The sequence below is a fragment of the Belliella kenyensis genome, from assembly GCF_022549675.1.
Classification (GTDB): domain Bacteria; phylum Bacteroidota; class Bacteroidia; order Cytophagales; family Cyclobacteriaceae; genus Belliella; species Belliella kenyensis.
Map to the genome: position 1 here is coordinate 1 of NZ_JAKZGR010000021.1, position 16,890 is coordinate 16,890.

General features: G+C 37.4%; 15 protein-coding genes. 5 read left to right on the plus strand and 10 right to left on the minus strand.

Translation table 11 applies throughout. The features are described 5' to 3' along the window. Positions 1-1,675 precede the first annotated feature (1,675 nt). Genes MM214_RS17295 through MM214_RS17305 form a run of 3 tightly spaced genes read right to left on the minus strand, consistent with a single transcriptional unit; the run spans position 1,676 to position 4,479 of the window. The gene (locus MM214_RS17295; protein WP_241297429.1) at positions 1,676-2,722 is read right to left on the minus strand and encodes a vWA domain-containing protein; all 1,047 of its coding nucleotides are present in this window, start codon (positions 2,720-2,722) and stop codon (positions 1,676-1,678) included. Beyond that, the gene (locus tag MM214_RS17300) at positions 2,709-3,608 is read right to left on the minus strand and encodes a hypothetical protein (RefSeq protein ID WP_241297430.1); all 900 of its coding nucleotides are present in this window, start codon (positions 3,606-3,608) and stop codon (positions 2,709-2,711) included. The genes MM214_RS17295 and MM214_RS17300 overlap by 14 nt, the downstream gene beginning before the upstream one ends. Next, entirely contained in the window at positions 3,601-4,479 is an 879-nt protein-coding gene (locus MM214_RS17305) for a DUF58 domain-containing protein (protein WP_241297431.1), read from the minus strand. Before MM214_RS17305 ends, MM214_RS17300 begins: the two co-directional genes overlap by 8 nt. A 90-nt stretch (positions 4,480-4,569) precedes the next feature. Here MM214_RS17305 and MM214_RS17310 point away from each other — a divergent pair, with 90 nt between their 5' ends. Then, on the plus strand, positions 4,570-4,932 hold the full coding sequence (locus tag MM214_RS17310) for a DUF4296 domain-containing protein (RefSeq protein WP_241297432.1): 363 nt from the start codon (positions 4,570-4,572) through the stop codon (positions 4,930-4,932). After that, a complete protein-coding gene (locus MM214_RS17315) occupies positions 4,916-7,303 on the plus strand; it encodes an endonuclease MutS2 (protein ID WP_241297433.1) in 2,388 nt (795 codons plus the stop codon). Before MM214_RS17310 ends, MM214_RS17315 begins: the two co-directional genes overlap by 17 nt. A gap of 77 nt (positions 7,304-7,380) precedes the next feature. Here the strand turns inward: MM214_RS17315 and MM214_RS17320 are convergent, their stop codons facing one another. Genes MM214_RS17320 through MM214_RS17345 form a run of 6 tightly spaced genes read right to left on the minus strand, consistent with a single transcriptional unit; the run spans position 7,381 to position 13,055 of the window. Further along, positions 7,381-7,887, minus strand: coding sequence for a hypothetical protein (locus MM214_RS17320; protein ID WP_241297434.1), 507 nt, complete (start codon positions 7,885-7,887; stop codon positions 7,381-7,383). A gap of 57 nt (positions 7,888-7,944) precedes the next feature. Further along, complete coding sequence (locus tag MM214_RS17325; RefSeq protein ID WP_241297435.1) at positions 7,945-8,571, minus strand: ABC transporter ATP-binding protein; 627 nt, start codon at positions 8,569-8,571, stop codon at positions 7,945-7,947. Between the two features lies 1 nt (position 8,572). Beyond that, entirely contained in the window at positions 8,573-9,352 is a 780-nt protein-coding gene (gene lpxA / locus MM214_RS17330; RefSeq protein ID WP_241297436.1) for an acyl-ACP--UDP-N-acetylglucosamine O-acyltransferase, read from the minus strand. Then, positions 9,349-10,743, minus strand: a complete 1,395-nt coding sequence (locus MM214_RS17335) for a bifunctional UDP-3-O-[3-hydroxymyristoyl] N-acetylglucosamine deacetylase/3-hydroxyacyl-ACP dehydratase (RefSeq protein ID WP_241297437.1) — start codon at positions 10,741-10,743, stop codon at positions 9,349-9,351. Before MM214_RS17335 ends, lpxA begins: the two co-directional genes overlap by 4 nt. A gap of 35 nt (positions 10,744-10,778) precedes the next feature. Then, entirely contained in the window at positions 10,779-11,801 is a 1,023-nt protein-coding gene (gene lpxD, locus MM214_RS17340) for a UDP-3-O-(3-hydroxymyristoyl)glucosamine N-acyltransferase (RefSeq protein WP_241297438.1), read from the minus strand. 15 nt (positions 11,802-11,816) lie between these two features. Beyond that, a complete protein-coding gene (locus MM214_RS17345; protein ID WP_241297439.1) occupies positions 11,817-13,055 on the minus strand; it encodes an HD domain-containing protein in 1,239 nt (412 codons plus the stop codon). 51 nt (positions 13,056-13,106) lie between these two features. Here MM214_RS17345 and porX point away from each other — a divergent pair, with 51 nt between their 5' ends. Genes porX through MM214_RS17360 form a run of 3 tightly spaced genes read left to right on the plus strand, consistent with a single transcriptional unit; the run spans position 13,107 to position 16,309 of the window. Continuing rightward, positions 13,107-14,666 (plus strand): T9SS response regulator signal transducer PorX, encoded by a 1,560-nt coding sequence (gene porX, locus MM214_RS17350; protein WP_241297440.1) that lies wholly within the window; start codon positions 13,107-13,109, stop codon positions 14,664-14,666. A 4-nt stretch (positions 14,667-14,670) separates the two neighbouring features. Further along, on the plus strand, positions 14,671-15,114 hold the full coding sequence (gene tsaE / locus MM214_RS17355; RefSeq protein WP_241297441.1) for a tRNA (adenosine(37)-N6)-threonylcarbamoyltransferase complex ATPase subunit type 1 TsaE: 444 nt from the start codon (positions 14,671-14,673) through the stop codon (positions 15,112-15,114). Then, the gene (locus MM214_RS17360) at positions 15,107-16,309 is read left to right on the plus strand and encodes an alanine dehydrogenase (RefSeq protein ID WP_241297442.1); all 1,203 of its coding nucleotides are present in this window, start codon (positions 15,107-15,109) and stop codon (positions 16,307-16,309) included. Before tsaE ends, MM214_RS17360 begins: the two co-directional genes overlap by 8 nt. On the opposite strand, the gene MM214_RS17365 is transcribed toward MM214_RS17360, so the two are convergent. Next, positions 16,306-16,779 (minus strand): response regulator, encoded by a 474-nt coding sequence (locus MM214_RS17365; RefSeq protein ID WP_241297443.1) that lies wholly within the window; start codon positions 16,777-16,779, stop codon positions 16,306-16,308. The genes MM214_RS17360 and MM214_RS17365 overlap by 4 nt on opposite strands. Positions 16,780-16,890: the final 111 nt, after the last annotated feature.

Below are 16,890 nucleotides of genomic sequence, written 5' to 3' on the forward strand. Positions count from 1 at the left end.
TTTATGGGGAACAAGCGGGAGATTAGTGATGAGAAGCGAGGGACGAGAAGCGAGAAGCAGAAGAGATGAGTGTATTAAGTACAATGTACAAAGTACCAAATATGTATAATCTACGATCTCTCGTAGAAACAAGAAACAAGAGACAAGAAACAAGATAGGGGGTAGTGTTTTGGGAGGGTTGTTTTAATTGTATAGGGCTCAGAGAGGTATTTGCAAAGGATGAAATTTAGTGTTAAGGATGGAATTAAGAAGTATGCATGAAGTTAGGGTGAGTAATGAAGTTATTGCGATAAACTAGCTACTTCACAGAAAGAAACTCTTTGCGGCTCTGCGTGCCAAATTTTAACTAGGAAGGGCTCAGAGAGGTATTTGCAAAGGATGAAATTTAATGTTAAGGATGGAATTAAGAAGTATGCATGAAGTTAGGGTGAGTAATGAATTTAGTGTTATAAACTCGCTACTTCACATGAAAGAACCTCATTGCGGCTCTGCGTGCCGAATTTTAACTAGGAAGGGCTCAGAGAGGTATTTGCAAAGGATGAAATTTAGTGTTAAGGATGGAATTAAGAAGTATGCATGAAGTTAAGGTGAGTAATGAAGTTACTGCGATAAACTAGCTACTTCACATGAAAGAATCTCCTTGCGGCTCTGCGTGCTAAATTTTAACTAGGAAGGGCTCAGAGAGGTATTTGCAAAGGATGAAATTTGGTGTTAAGGTTGGGATTTAGAAGTATGGATGAAGTTAGGGTGAGTAATGAAGTTACTGCGATAAACTAGCTACTTCACATGAAAGAAACTCTTTGCGGCTCTGCGTGCTAAATTTTAACTAGGAAGGGCTCAGAGATGTATTTGCATAGGATTAATTTTAGTGTTAAGGATGGAATTTAGAAGTATGGATGAAGTTAGGGTGAGTAATGAAGTTATTGCGATAAACTAGCTACTTCACATGAAAGAACCTCCATGCGGCTCTGCGTGCTAAATTTTAACTAGGAAGGGCTCAGAGATGTATTTGCATAGGTTTAATTTTAGTGTTAAGCATGGGATTTAGAAGTATGGATGAAGTTAGGGTGAGTAATGAAGTTACTGCGATAAACTAGCTACTTCACATGAAAGAACCTCCTTGCGGCTCTGCGTGCTAAATTTTAACTAGGAAGGGCTCAGAGATGTATTTGCATAGGTTTAATTTTAGTGTTAAGCATGGGATTTAGAAGTATGGATGAAGTTAGGGTGAGTGATGAAGTTACTGCGATAAACTAGCTACTTCACATGAAAGAACCTCCTTGCGGCTCTGCGTGCTAAATTTTAACTAGGAAGGGCTCAGAGAGGTATTTGCAAAGGATGAAATTTAGTGTTAAGGATGGAATTTAGAAGTATGGATGAAGTTAGGGTGAGTAATGAAGTTACTGCGATAAACTAGCTACTTCACATGAAAGAACCTCCTTGCGGCTCTGCGTGCTAAATTTTAACTAGGAAGGGCTCAGAGAGGTATTTGCAAAGGATGAAATTTGGTGTTAAGGATGGAATTAAGAAGTATGCATGAAGTTAGGGTGAGTAATGAAGTTACTGCGATAAACAAGCTACTTCACATGAAAGAACCTCATTGCGGCTCTGCGTGCCGAATTTAAACAGTACATGGGTTAGAGTTTACAGAATTTACAATATTATCTTTGTACTTCTAATCCAATAGGAAATTATTAAAGAATGTACTTTTGAAACCTAGCCATAATAGAAGGAATAAAATACCCCAAAATAAATATACCCTGTAGTAATCGTTCGTTTCTTTGTAGCGTGATTCTATGATTTCTGCTTTTTCTAAGGTGTCGATTTCATCAAATATCCTTTCAAGTGCATCATCATCAGATGCGCGGTAAAATTTCCCGCCCCCTATTTTTGCTATTTCTCTCAATGTAGTTTCATCTAAATAACTTTCTATCATTTGAGGTCTACCAAAGAAGTCTACTCCATAAGGCACCATACCATCTTTTCCTACCGCGATAGAATATATTTTTATATCAAAAGCAGCTGCTAATTCAGCTGCAAAGATAGGGTCTACATTTCCTGCATTATTTTCACCATCGGATAATAGAATCATCACCTTAGATTTTGACTCAGCTTCGCGCATTCGATTTGTCCCTGCTGCTAAAGCACTACCTATAGCTGTGCCTTTTGCATCCATCATATTAAAGGAGATATCTTTGATAAGGTCTGTGAGAAGTGCATAATCTGTGGTCAATGGTGCTAGCGAATATGCTTCTCCCGAAAAAATAACCATTCCTATTCTGTCTCCAAATCTTCCATTAATGAATTCTATGGCAGTTTCTTTTGCAGCTTCTAGTCTATTTGGTTTGAAATCTTGAAGATCCATGGATTCTGAAATATCCATTACCATCATGATATCTATACCTTCGGTATATTGTTCTACTCTTTCGTTGGATTTTTGGGGGCGTGCTATAGCTACTACAATCATCCATGTCGCAAGTATAAAAAAGCATGTTGGAACTAAGCGCAAATACGTCCAAGGATTATTTTGAGACACTGTACCAGGCAGTGATAACTCTAATACAGGGTTTTTAAGGATTTTTATAAACTTCCTTAAAAGCATCAATACGGGAATGATCCATAACAAATGGAGAGCCCATAAGTTTTCCCATTCCAAATTTTGTAATGTGTCTGGTAAGAACCAATTTATAGAAAAAAAATCAATAAAATTATTTGCGCTCATCTTTTAGGATAATTTTTTGTTGGTACGTGTCAGCACATATTTCTTTTAGGTTGTGTACAGCTTGGCTGACATCTATAGATTGTTTTCCTGCATAGATGATCATTTCAATCTCTCGGAAATCTTTGATTATTTCTTTATTATCAAGGAAATGTGCGATCTCTACAGTAGTCCACTCTCTAAATGGTTTGTCATTGAGGTGCTCCATGTATGTTTTCCAAAGTCCCAATAGTTCGTCAGCCGAATTCATGTTTGGGTTTGAAACAAACCTTGCTTCTGCATTTTTCCACTTTTTGATAAATCTATGATATTTTCTTTTTTCTCTATAGTTTTTAAATGCTTTAGAGATGGATTTTCCGAAGATTACCAGAATTATAGTAGAGATTACTATTAATGAAACAATGACAGCTAGGAATAATGGGAAATTAAAGGTTTTAGGGATCTCTTGATATATATTATTGTCTTTGAAAGCGAGTTGATCAGGAAGAGGGTTGATTGTCAGAATCAATGCCAAAGATGATTCGTCTGATTGGTAGCTGGCACTATCGTATTTCATGATGTCAAAGACAGGTAAAGATAAAGTAGAGGTAGGGTCTAAAGAAAAATTTGACACATAATACACTGCACTATCGATGGTATAGTCACCTCTTGTTTGACTCATGAAGGTTTGTTTTTCTAATAAAACAAAGGGACTGTAATCATATAATGAATCAGGAAAGATAATGTTCATCCCCTTACTGTATTTAGCTTTCAAAACGTAAGGAACTCTTTCTCCGATTTTAGCAGAGTCTTTCATAAAGTATCCTTGCACATCTATGTCTTGAGCTTGGCTCAGCGTACAGATGGTCTGCAAGCCTAAGAATATTATGAATAAGCGTAATTTATCCACGTTTCATGGTTTTATTTCGTGACTTAAATAATTCTATAAGAGGCATGACTATATCTGCACTTGTGTCAACTTCCAAATAATTTATTTGGTTCTTTTTACAAATAGTCTTCAGGTGATCTCTTTCAGAAGTAAATGTATCGGTAATTTTCTTAGAAAACTTCCCGAATGCAGTATTTACCCACGTAGTACGACCTTCTTCTTTATCATAAATAGGTATGATACCCAAGGAAGGTAAAAGTGATTCCCTAGGATCGGTAAGTTGTATGGCTACTAGGTCGTGCTTTTCTGCTAATGCTTTGAATGGCCGTTCATAGCCCTCATCTATGAAATCTGAAATTACGATGATGATGCTTCTTTTTTTGATCAAATTCAAAGCAAATGTAAACATTTCGTTCAAGTTGGTTTTAAGAGATTTATTTTGATGATTGAAAATCCCTTGAATGATTTTTACCCCTTGCTTTGGGCCTTTTCCTGGCAAAATGATGTTTTCTTTTTGATCGGAGTAGGAAATTAGACCAGCTTGGCTTCCTTCAAAGATTGCTGCTAGTGTGAGCACTCCAGCGATTTCTTTTCCTTTATCAATTTTTTTCTTTCCTGTGGCTCCAATATCCTGAGATCCACTTATGTCTAACAAGAAATATATACTCTGATCTTTATCTTCTTTGAAAGTTTTGACAAAAGTCCCATGTCCTTTAGCAGAAACTTTCCATTCTATAGTTCTCACATCATCTCCATACTGATAAGGTCTTAAGTCATCAAATTCCAAGCCTGCTCCTTTGAAAATAGACTGGTAATCTCCTTGCAAGTGGTTGTTGGCCACTTTGCGTATCATGATTTCATACCTACGGAGTTTTTTCAATAATTGATTCATGTGTCTTGTTTTCGGATGACTAATTTAAGGTAGTCTTTTGATAAATAAAATTTATCTGCAGTTCTCTATTTATTCTATTAATTTTGAAACGTGAAAAGACTCAATTTACTTATACTATTTGCTATTTTAATATTGTCATGCTCAAGGGATTCCAAACCACAAGGGATTCTGGATGAGTCAAAGATGATAGCAATCTTGATAGATATTCATCTATCAGAGGGATATGTGAGCACACTTCCCATCAATTACGATTCTTCGAGAACTTTATACCCCATGTTTGAGTATGATGTTTTTGTAAAACATAAAGTAGTCGACTCAGTTTTTCATAGAAGCTTAGAATATTACATTTCAAAACCAAAGTTAATCGATAAGATCTATGAAAGCATCATAGATTCTTTGAATGTGATTGAGAAGGAAGGATTAATAAAACAAACTGATGAATTACCCAATTAATTTAGAGGAAAAAATCAATTTTGATAAGATCAGAGAACTGATCAAAGCAGAGTGTAGTAGCTCGTTGGGAACAGATTTTGTTCAGAAGATGGCTTTTTCTAAGGATTTTTCCTTGATTTCGCGTCTACTAGATCAGACAGAGGAGTTTAGACAAATTATTATTTCAGGAGAGCCATTTCCTTCTTCAAATTTCACCAACATTCATCCTTTCCTTGATAAAGCTAAAATAGAGGGTGCATTTCTTTATGAAGATGAATTTCATGAAGTTAAACTATCACTCATAACCTTGTCAGGTTGTGTATCTTTTTTCAAAAAGTATGGTGAAGAATATCCTCAATTGACACAACTATTAGGTTTGGTTCAGATAGAGGATCACCTTCTGAAAGCCATAGAAAGGGTAATCGATGAAAAGGGAAAACTAAGAAACAATGCCTCCAAAGACTTGTCTTTGATCAGGTCTCAAATCCTTTATGAAGAAAATAGGTTAAGAAAAGTTCTTGATAGCATATTTAGAGATGCTAGGTCAAAGGGATTGACACCTGATGATGCTTCTATCACTATCAGAGGTGGTAGAATGGTCATACCTGTATTGGCTGAGAATAAGAGAAAAATCAAAGGTTTTATTCATGATGAGTCGGCGACTGGACAAACTGTATACCTAGAACCTGCTGAAGTATTAGATATCAATAATGAGCTCCAAGACCTTGCTTATATGGAGCGTCGAGAAATTCAGAGAATCCTAACTCAGCTTACGGATAATCTGAGGCAATACATTCCTGAGTTAAGGAAAGCATATCAATTTTTGGGTTTGATAGATTTCATACGGGCAAAGGCTAAATTTGCTTTGAAAACTGATGCTCAAAGGCCAATATTAGAAAAAAGCAAAGTTCTTGAGTGGTATAACGCCAAGCATCCATTGTTACAGTTTGCATTGGCACAGCAAGGTAAGCAAGTAGTGCCTCTCAATGTACTGCTAGATCACAATCGTCGGCTTCTGATTATCTCTGGACCAAATGCAGGAGGAAAATCAGTAACTTTAAAAACTGTCGCAATGCTTCAGTATATGCTCCAATGTGGATTGTTGATTCCATTGGATGCTCATTCAAAATGTACCGTATTTGATAATTTCTTTATTGATATTGGTGATGAGCAGAATATAGAGAATGATTTGAGTACTTATAGTTCTCACTTGATGAGTATGAAGTATTTTACTCAATTTGCGAATAAAAAAACAATTCTATTTATAGATGAATTTGGTACGGGGACAGAGCCTCAGTTTGGTGCAGCTATAGCGGAAGGAATACTTTTGGCATTGAATAAGACTGGTGCTTATGGTGTGATCACAACACATTATGGAAACTTGAAAGAAATCGCCACAAAGAATCAAGGATTGGTCAATGGTGCTATGCGCTATGATGTAGAGATGCTTGAGCCACTTTATCAATTAGAGATCGGGAAACCTGGGAGTTCATTTGCGTTAGAAATAGCCTCCAAGATTGGGATCTCAAAAGAGATCATAGAATATGCGAAGGAAAATATAGGTGAAGAGAGGGTTCGATATGATCGTATGTTGACAAAAATTGAGAATGAAAAAGTCAAATATGAGCAGCTTGTAAATGAATATGCAAGAAAAGAAAGATTGCTTTCTCAACAGCTGAAGACTTACAATGATCTCAAAGAAAACCTCGAAAATAATAGGAAACAATATATTCAAGAGGCAAAATCCGAAGCAAAGACATTGCTCGATGAGGTCAATAAAAAGATCGAAGAGACGATCAAGTCCATCAAGGAGCAGAAAGCAGATAAAGAAGCCACCAAGAAGCTAAGGGCTGATTTAGAGACATTCAAAGTGAAAGTAAAGCCCGAAAAGGTCTTGCCAAAGACTCCTGAGATAAAAGTATTAGGTGGTGAGATTGCTGTGGGTGATTTTGTGAGATTGAAAGACAATGGGGCAGTGGCAGAGGTGCTGGCGATCAAGAATAAGGATATAGAGATCAGTATTGGAGATCTAAAGTCTAATGTGAAACTGAAACGCTTGGAGAAGATTTCAACTTCTGAAATGAAGAAAGAAAAGAAATCAATGGCAAAGCGCTCAGGTTTTGATGCTAATGCAAAAATGCTAGACTATTCTCCAAACCTGGATATTCGAGGCAAGAGAGGTGAAGAGATTTTACCGCTAGTTCAGAACTTCGTGGATGACGGACATATGTTAGGTATGAAAGATTTGAGGATCGTGCATGGTAAGGGAGATGGGATTCTGAAAGATATCACGCGAAACATTTTAAGACAAATGACACAAGTGAAAAAAGTTTCGGACGAGCATGCAGATAGAGGGGGAGCAGGTGTGACTTTAGTAGAGTTAAAAGCTTAATAATTCCATTGTAAAATTTGAAGAAAAGCCCTCAAAATAGTCAGACTTTTTGAGGGCTTTTCTATTTGTAAAACTGCTTAAGGTTTTCTTTTCAATGTGAATCTATAACTTCCTGCAATGGCTGCACTAGGAATGGGGATTTTTTCACCTGAACCAGAAGCAGGTGGTTCTATGCTAAAGTTTAAGATCAAATCATTACCAGTTCTCGTAAAAGAAATCTCTGGTCCAGATGCAGGTTTTGTACCTGCTAATGTGATCTTATTTAGGTCATTTGCAACAAAGTTCCAATTTCCTGAATTATCAAATAGATCTCCTCCGCTGGTTGTATTATAAGTCCTACTACTTTGATTTGCAGAAAAACTAATTTCAAAATTCTGAAAAGTATTGGTCACTGAGAGATTGTTTCTAGTCACTTGACCACCTCCAGCTATTACCCAAGTGGTAGAGGATGTCCCAGCAATCGCTTCGGTAGCAAGTTGCTCTGGAGTTTTTTGAGGTACTGGCTCTTCACCTTTTTTACAGCCAAAGAAAGTGATGGTGACTAATGATAAAAATAATGAGTAATACCTGTATCTATTTTTCATAAGTTGAATTGGGTTTCAGTCTTGTAAATTTAGCAATATGATCTAAAAATCAAAGCTTTACTTTTTCTTATAATCTTCAATATTAATCTGCTGCGCACAGAACTCATATTCATCTGGGTCATTTGAACATACAAGGATTGTTCTATTTGTGCCAAATAGATTAATCATTTCATTGTACCAATCGATACCTTTTTTATCTAAGTTTGAAGTGGGTTCATCCAATATTAGTATAGATACATCAGAAAAGAAACATAGCCCTAGCTTGAGTCTTTGTTTCATTCCAGAAGAAAACTGATTGATAGGTTTGGATATATGTTCTTTGAGGTACATTTTTTCTAGCATTGTAGAAATATCAATATCACGCAGTGGGTTTTTGAATTTGAAATGAAAGTTTAGTAGTTCTAAGAGGGTGAACTCTTCAGGAAGTTCTAGATAGGGTGCTGAAATTGTCAGATGATTAAAAATTTGATCGGAGTGAATTTCTTCTGATGTTGTAAAATATCTGATTTTGCCTTCTGAAAGTGGGTTGATGCCTGCTATTGCTTTTACCAAAGTGGACTTTCCAGAGCCATTACTCCCTGTGATTGCCCACTTTGATCCTGCTGGAATAGTAAGTTGGATGTTTTTGAATATCCACTCATATTGAAACCTTTTGGAGGCACTTTCCAGCTCAATTCTTATCATATTATTGGATATAACCTTTCATTACACCGCGTTCTGATGATCTTATAAAGTTCACGATTTCATCCCTTTCCTTAGTTGCAGGAAGATTTACTTCGATTTCTTCCAGAGCTCTACTATTATTTAAGCTATTCAAAAATAAGAATCTGTACACGTCTTGAATATGGCTGATAGTCTCACTGGAGAATCCTCTTCTTCGCAATCCTAAGCTATTGACACCTGCATAGCTTAAAGGTTCTCTTGCGGCTTTGGTGTAGGGAGGCACATCTTTTCTTACAAGCGAACCTCCTGAGATCATAGAGTGTGTGCCTACTTTGACAAATTGATGTATAGCACTGCTACCTCCGACGATAGCCCAATCATCGATAATCACATGGCCTGCTACTTGTACGGAATTGGCAATGATTACATTGCTTCCTACAATACAGTCATGCGCTATGTGTACGTAGGCCATTAGTAAGCAATTGCTTCCCACTTTGGTAGTAAGCTTGTCTAAAGTGCCCCTACTTATAGTGACACATTCTCTGATGGTGGTGTTGTCACCAATCTCTACTAGAGTTCTCTCTCCCTGAAACTTTAGATCTTGTGGTATTCCTGCTATTACAGCTCCTGGAAATATTTTGCAATTTTTCCCTATTCTTGCGCCTGGATATATAGTGACATTTGACCCGATCCACGTGCCTTCACCGATGATTACATCATCATGTATCATCGTGAATGGATCTACATGCACATTTGATCCTAAAATTGCGTTTTCGTGTATATGAGAAAGTTTATTGATCATGATTCTTTTCTAACAATACTTGCAGTCATAACGGCCTCACATACTAATGTGTTGCCCACATATGCTTCACCTTTCATTTTAGCTATACCTCTTCTGATTGGTGCGAGAAGTTCACATTTGAAGATTAGGGTATCTCCAGGCATGACCATTTTCCTGAATTTGCAATTTTCTATTCCTAAAAAATATGTCCAATAATTCTCAGGATCCTCTACTGTACTCAAAACCAAGATACCGCCAGTCTGCGCCATCGCCTCAACTTGAAGTACTCCTGGCATCACTGGGTTTCCTGGGAAATGCCCCATGAAAAATGGCTCATTCATTGTTACATTTTTCACTCCTGCCACGACAGTTTCGTCTAGATAGATTACTTTGTCAAGTAGCTGAAATGGATACCTGTGGGGTAAGATATTGCTGATTTGAGCGATGTCCATCACGGGAGGAAGCTTTGGGTCATAATGAGGGATATGACTTGGGCCAGCTTTTTCCATGGCTCTTTTTATTTTCTTTGCAAAAGCTACGTTGGCAGCATGACCAGGTCTAGCTGCTAGGATTTGACCTTTGATAGGGCGGCCTACCAAAGCAAGATCTCCAACTACATCGAGCAGCTTGTGTCTGGCTGGTTCGTTCTTGTACCTTAGATCTACATTGTTTAGAATTCCTTCTTTTCTAACCTCTACCTTTTCTTTGTTGAACATTTTTGCCAAATGGGCTAATTCTTTTTCTTCAACGACACGGTCCACCACAACGATCGCATTGTTCAAGTCACCGCCTTTGATCAGATTTTGGTTATAAAGCATCTCTAACTCATGTAGAAAGCAAAAGGTCCTGCATGAAGCTATTTCGGATTTGAATTGGCTGATGTCAGTGATAGAAGCATGCTGCGAGCCCAAAACTGGAGAATTGTAATCCACCATTACAGTGACCCTGTAATCGTCCAATGGCAAAGCTGCCATTTCTACTTCTCTGGATGCATCCCTGTAGCTGATACTTTCTGGGATTTCAAAAAATCTTCGTAACGCGTTCTGTTCTTCTATTCCTGCATTTTCGAGTGCATCGATAAATTGAATGGAGGACCCATCCAAAATCGGTGGCTCTGGCCCATCTAATTGAATCAAGACATTGTCGATTTCTAAACCTACCAAAGCGGCCAATACGTGCTCCACAGTAAATACTCTTGCACCACCTTGTTCTAAAGTAGTACCACGAGATACATCTACTACATTGTCTACATCTGCGTCAATGATGGGCATCCCTTCGATATCAACTCTCTGGAATTTGTATCCATGATTTGGTGGTGCAGGCAAAAAAGTCATGTTTGAAATCACTCCTGTGTGAAGTCCCACGCCAGAGACAGTGACTTGTTTTTTTATAGTATGTTGTTTTACCCTCATAGGTATAGAATCCTGTATTTAAATTTTGCGTAAATTTATTGTTTTTTTTCCAGTTCTCTCAATCGATCTTGAAGTAAGGGCAGATTCTTGAAAATTGCATAAGCTTTTAGGAAGCCTTTTAAATCCATTCCCATGTATCCAAATAGTGTCTGATTTGATTTTTCAACTGATTTTGAAATGCCAGTATTTGCACCAATTGTGGTGAAATCAGCAATTTTTAAATGCCCTACTATACCAGCTTTTCCAGCGATCACGCAATTTTTTCCAATCTCGGTTGAGCCTGATACTCCTGCTTGGGAGGCTATGACTGTATTTTCTCCGATGATTACATTGTGTGCAATCTGCACTAGGTTATCGATTTTAGCACCTTTTTTTATCAAAGTAGATCCCATCGTAGCACAATCTATCGTGGTGTTTGATCCTATACTCACGAAATCTTCAATAATCACATTCCCGACCTGCGGGATAGCTTTGTAAGTGCCGTCAGCTTGAGGGGCAAATCCAAATCCATCTGACCCTACTACTGCATTTGGGTGGATTTCACAAAATGAGCCAATGATAGAATCAGACATTATTTTCACGCCTGGGTGTATGATACAGTTGTCGCCTATCCTGACATTATCCCCTATATACACATTTGGGAATATTTTACAATGATTTCCAATGACACAATTTTTGCCCACATAAGAAAAAGCTCCAAGATAATGTCCTTCGCCTATGCTACTGGATTGGTCAAAGAAGGATGGCGCTTCTACACCTGATTTATTGCTTTTTGTGAATTGTACATACGCCTCTAGAATCTGCGTGAATCCAGTATATGCATCTTTTACTCTGATTAGGGTAGTGTTAATGGATTTTTTAGGTTGAAAATTTTCAGATACTATGACAGCTGAAGCTTGGGTAGAGTAAATGAAGTTTTCATATTTTTCATTTGAAAGAAAACTGATACCACCTGGCATTCCTTCTTGAATTTTATCTAATCTATTTACAATAGCTGATCCATCTCCTTCAACTTTCCCGTTGAGAAGAGCAGCCACCTGTTCTACAGTAAATTCCATTTTCTGATTATTTGGCTACAAAGTTAAATTTTTAGCACGACAAGCATAGTGTTTTTTAACGATTTTACTCATTGCCTTTATATTTGGCAAGTCAGCAGCTTGTGCCACATCAATTATTTCTCCTTTTTTGGTAAGGATATGAATACGCTCTTTTGCCACATAAGCATTGTTGCTGATAGCGCCATAAGAAAAGAAATACTTCATATCTTCATCAGGAACACCTAGTCTGCTTTGGGTTTTACTCCAAAGCTCTTGGAGCTCTTCCTTGGAAAACTCTTCGCTGTTCAGATTGATTTTGTATAAGTTCCTCTTTAAAAACATGCTTGAGATGTTCCTTAGTACATAATCTGTGTCTTTTTTCCAGAGCTTGATTCCTCCCCAGATATCATAATCGTCAAGCTCAAGAAAAACTTGTATAAGGTCTTTCGAATTTTTGAAATCCTCAAGTGTGAAATCATTTCCTAAAAAGTGCATAAACTCATCAGTACCTTTTATGTAATGACCACTTTGCACGAGGTCTTTAGCTCTGCCGATGAGATTGATTAGCATCTTTTCTGCTGAGACCGTTGTCTTATGAAGATAAACTTGCCAATACATCAATCTTCGGGCACTTAGAAAATTTTCTATGCTATAAAGACCTTTTTCTTCTACTACTAGTTGGTCATTTTTGATAGCCATCATTTTGATGATCCTATCAGCACCAATCGTACCCTCTGATACACCTGTAAAAAAACAATCTCGCTGCAAATAGTCTAGTCTATCTATGTCTAGTTGACTTGAAACCAGCTGATGAAAGAATTTTCTCTCATATTGATTCTTAAAAATTCTTAAAGCAAGGTCCAATTGGCCATGTAATTGCTGATTGAGTTCATCAATCACCAGAAGCGAAAGAGATTCATGATGAATGCTTTTCAGCAGAGAAAACTCTAAAGCATGAGAAAAAGGTCCATGACCGATATCGTGAAGTAAAATGGCAATCAAAGCAGCTTCATACTCTTCATCACTTATTTCATTACCTTTATTTCTGAGATTGTCCAAAGTGATGCTCATCAAGTGCATAGCACCTATTGCATGATGGAATCTGGTATGTAAAGCGCCAGGATATACAAAGTCAGTCAAACCCAATTGTTTGATTCGACGTAACCTTTGGAAGTATGGGTGATCAATGATGGTAAAAATCAATTCACTTGGTATGGTGATAAAACCATACACTGGGTCATTCAATATTTTGCGGCTTTTCAATGTCTCGGACATTTGATTTGTTTCAAAAGTAAATATAATTTTAAACGATATAAACGAAATCCTATGCAAAAATACAAAATCCTTTGGGCAGATGATGAAATAGACCTTCTCAAACCACATATATTATTTCTTCAGCAGAAAAACTACGATATCAGTACAGTCAATAGTGGACTTGATGCCATAGAGCTAGTTGAACAAAATAATTATGATGTAATTTTTCTTGATGAAATGATGCCTGGGATGACAGGATTGGAGACGCTGCAGCAGATCAAGTTGATCAAGCCTCAGATACCAGTAGTCATGATCACCAAAAGTGAAGAAGAGCATATCATGGATGATGCAATAGGAGGGAAAATTGCGGATTATTTGATCAAACCTATAAACCCAAATCAAATATTGCTATCTGTCAAAAAAATCCTACAGAACAAGCAATTGATATCAGAGAAAACAAATCTTTCATACAGACAGGATTTCATGAATATCAGCATGGCGTGCAGTGATGCTTCTACGCATCAAGAATGGACTGATATTTACAAAAAACTCACCTATTGGGAATTGGAGATAGATAAGACTGAAAATAAGAGCATGCAAGAAGTGCTAGAAACTCAAAAAGTGGAGGCAAATGCAGCCTTTGCGAAGTTCATCAAAAACAATTATATAGATTGGCTCAATGACTCAAAGGCAGATCGCCCAGTCTTATCTCACCATTTGATGAAAGAGAAAGTTTTTCCACATCTTAAAGAAGGTAAGCCTCTATTTTTTGTTGTAATTGATAATCTTAGGTTAGATCAGTGGGAGGATTTAGAGCCACTTGTACATGAGTATTTCAATGCTAAAGAAGATGATACCTATTATAGTATATTGCCAACCACTACAGCTTTTGCAAGAAATGCCTTGTTTAGCGGCATGATGCCAGCTGATATGGCTAGATTTCACCCTGACTTGTGGGAAGGAGAAGATACAGATGAAGGGAAAAATAACAAAGAGGAGGAATTTCTCGCTGAAAATCTTCACAAGAACAGATTGAATATCAGATTCAGCTATAACAAGGTGATTCAAGCCTACCAAGGAAGAAACCTTGTGGATCAATTTCACTCACTTTTGAACAATGATCTGAATGTGGTAGTCTTCAATTTTGTTGACATGATGTCACATGCCCGTACGGATATGAAAATGATTCGAGAATTAGCACCTGACGAATCTGCTTATCGCTCTTTGACCAAGAGTTGGTTTGAGCATTCGAGCCTTTATGAATTGTTTAAAAAAATCAGTGCAGCTGGTGCTGAACTCATCGTGACCACCGATCATGGTACAAAAAGAGTAAATAAGCCTTACAAAATTATTGGTGACAAAAATGTAACCACAAACTTGAGATATAAGCAAGGCAAGAATCTGAATTTTGAGAGTGGGAAAGTTTTTGAGATCAATAAGCCTGAAGATGCTAAGTTACCGAGATTTAATGTGTCAACAAGTTATGTTTTTGCGGTAGAAGATTATTTCTTTGCATATCCAAACAATTACAATTATTATGTAAATTTCTACAAGGATACTTTCCAACATGGGGGTGTGTCATTGGAGGAAATAATAATTCCAGTAGTCCATTTAATACCAAAGAATAATTGATAAATTGAGAAAAATCTATTGTGAGCATATTGAGCAAATTGACACTGTAGCCAAAGAACTCATAGAAATGTGTAAAGATGAGCTTATCTGGGTGTTCAAAGGTCAGATGGGTGCAGGTAAAACTACCCTTATCAAGTCAATTGCAAATCAATTTGGAATAAGGGAGCTAGTAGCAAGTCCTACTTTCTCCATTGTTAATGAGTATGTAAATGAAAGCAAGGAGATATTTTTCCATTTTGATTTCTATAGGATAGATGATCAAGAGGAAGCATTGGAAATAGGAGTGGAAGAATATTTCTATAGTGGAAAGAGATGCTGGATAGAGTGGGCAGAAAGAATTCCTGATTATATCCCAGAATCTTTCATGCTTATCAATATTGAAATTGATAGACGAGGAGGAAGGGAAATTTATATTTCAAAAATAATTAACGGAGTGCAGTATGGTTGATGTCACTGAGACTGTTGAGATTCTTCCAAAGGAAGCTTCTGCAAAGATGAAACCTAAAAAAGGGGAACTTTTGATAGGAGTACCAAAAGAAATGGATGCCCAAGAAAAGCGAGTACTTCTAACGCCAGAAGCGGTTAGATTATTGGTTTCCAACGGGGTCAATGTAGTGGTAGAGCAAGGAGCTGGAGATAACTCAAAGTTTTCTGATAAAGATTATTCAGATGCTGGAGCCAAAGTAGTCTTGACGGCCAAGGAAGCACTAGAAGTCGATGTAGTACTAAAGATCGAACCACCTACTATAGAAGAAATAGGGCACATGCAGGCTGGTGGTTGCTTAATCTCAGCGCTACAGATTGGAAGACAGAGTGCAGAATACCTACACGCGCTCAATGCAAAAAAAATTACAGCAGTCTCTTTTGAACATTTAGAAGACAAAGTAGGTGGTATGCCCGTAGTCAGAGCTATGAGTGAAATAGCTGGCTCTACAGTAATGCTAATAGCTTCGGAATACCTTTCAAGTGTGAATGATGGAAAAGGGCTGATTCTAGGTGGAGTGACAGGAGTGCCTCCTACACAGGTAGTTATTATTGGAGCAGGAACAGTGGCTGAATATGCAGCGAGAACGGCTCTAGGTCTTGGTGCGAATATAAAAGTTTTCGATAATCAGATTTATAAACTAAGAAGGATAAAACAACTTCTTGGTCAACAAGTGTATACCTCTACCATTGATAATGTAACTTTGGCACAAGCACTAAAAGAGGCCGATGTGGTGATAGGAGCTCTGAGAGCAGAAAAGGGACGAAACAAAATAGTGGTAACAGAAGAAATGGTGGCGGGTATGATGCCTGGAAGTATCATCATAGATGTGAGTATAGATCAAGGAGGATGTATAGAGACAGCGGAGATGACATCGCATGATCAGCCTATTTATAAAAAGCATGATGTCATACATTACTGCGTGCCAAACATTGCCTCTAGGGTGTCGAGAACTGCTTCAGTTGCATTAAGTAATATTTTCACACCCATCATTTTGCAAATGTCTGATTTGAAAGGTGCTGAAGAAATGATTTTTAATTACAAGTGGTTTATGAAGGGCGTGTATACCTACCGGGGTAGTCTCACGAATGCACATCTGGGCAGAAGGTTTGCCATGAACCATAAGGAACTACAATTATTGTTGGCAGCTAGATATTAGGACAATAAGTTTTGTCTCAAGAGAAATTCCAGTTGATCATTAGCTTTGATAAGGTCTTCTGTTAATTTCTTGTTTTCCCTTCTCAATGATAGAACCTCAAAGGCATTGTTGATGACCGTTCTGAGGTAATCCTCTTCCCATGGTTTGGTCAGGTAATGATATACTTGGCCCTTGTTTATAGCATCTATGACAGCCTGAATGTCCGTGTATCCTGTCAATAATATTCTTATTGGGTCTGGATACAATGGAATGATTGAAGCTAGAAAGTCTACTCCAGTCTCATCAGGCATTCTTTGATCTGTGATGATGATGTCTACCTCTTGAGTTTTTAGCAGATCTCTTGCCTCCGATGCTGAAATGGCAATCGATACTTTAAAATCTCGCCTGAAAGTTGCCTTGAATGCTTGAAGGTTATTTTCTTCATCATCTACATATAAAATCCGTATTTTATCATCTCTGCGATCAGACATTTATTTGTAACTTATGGGTGTATTTTCGTTTTTTATACCAAGTAAAATTAATTTTATTAATTGAATCTTTCTCAAATCAAATAAATTATTTATTTTTCAGGGCAGTTTTCA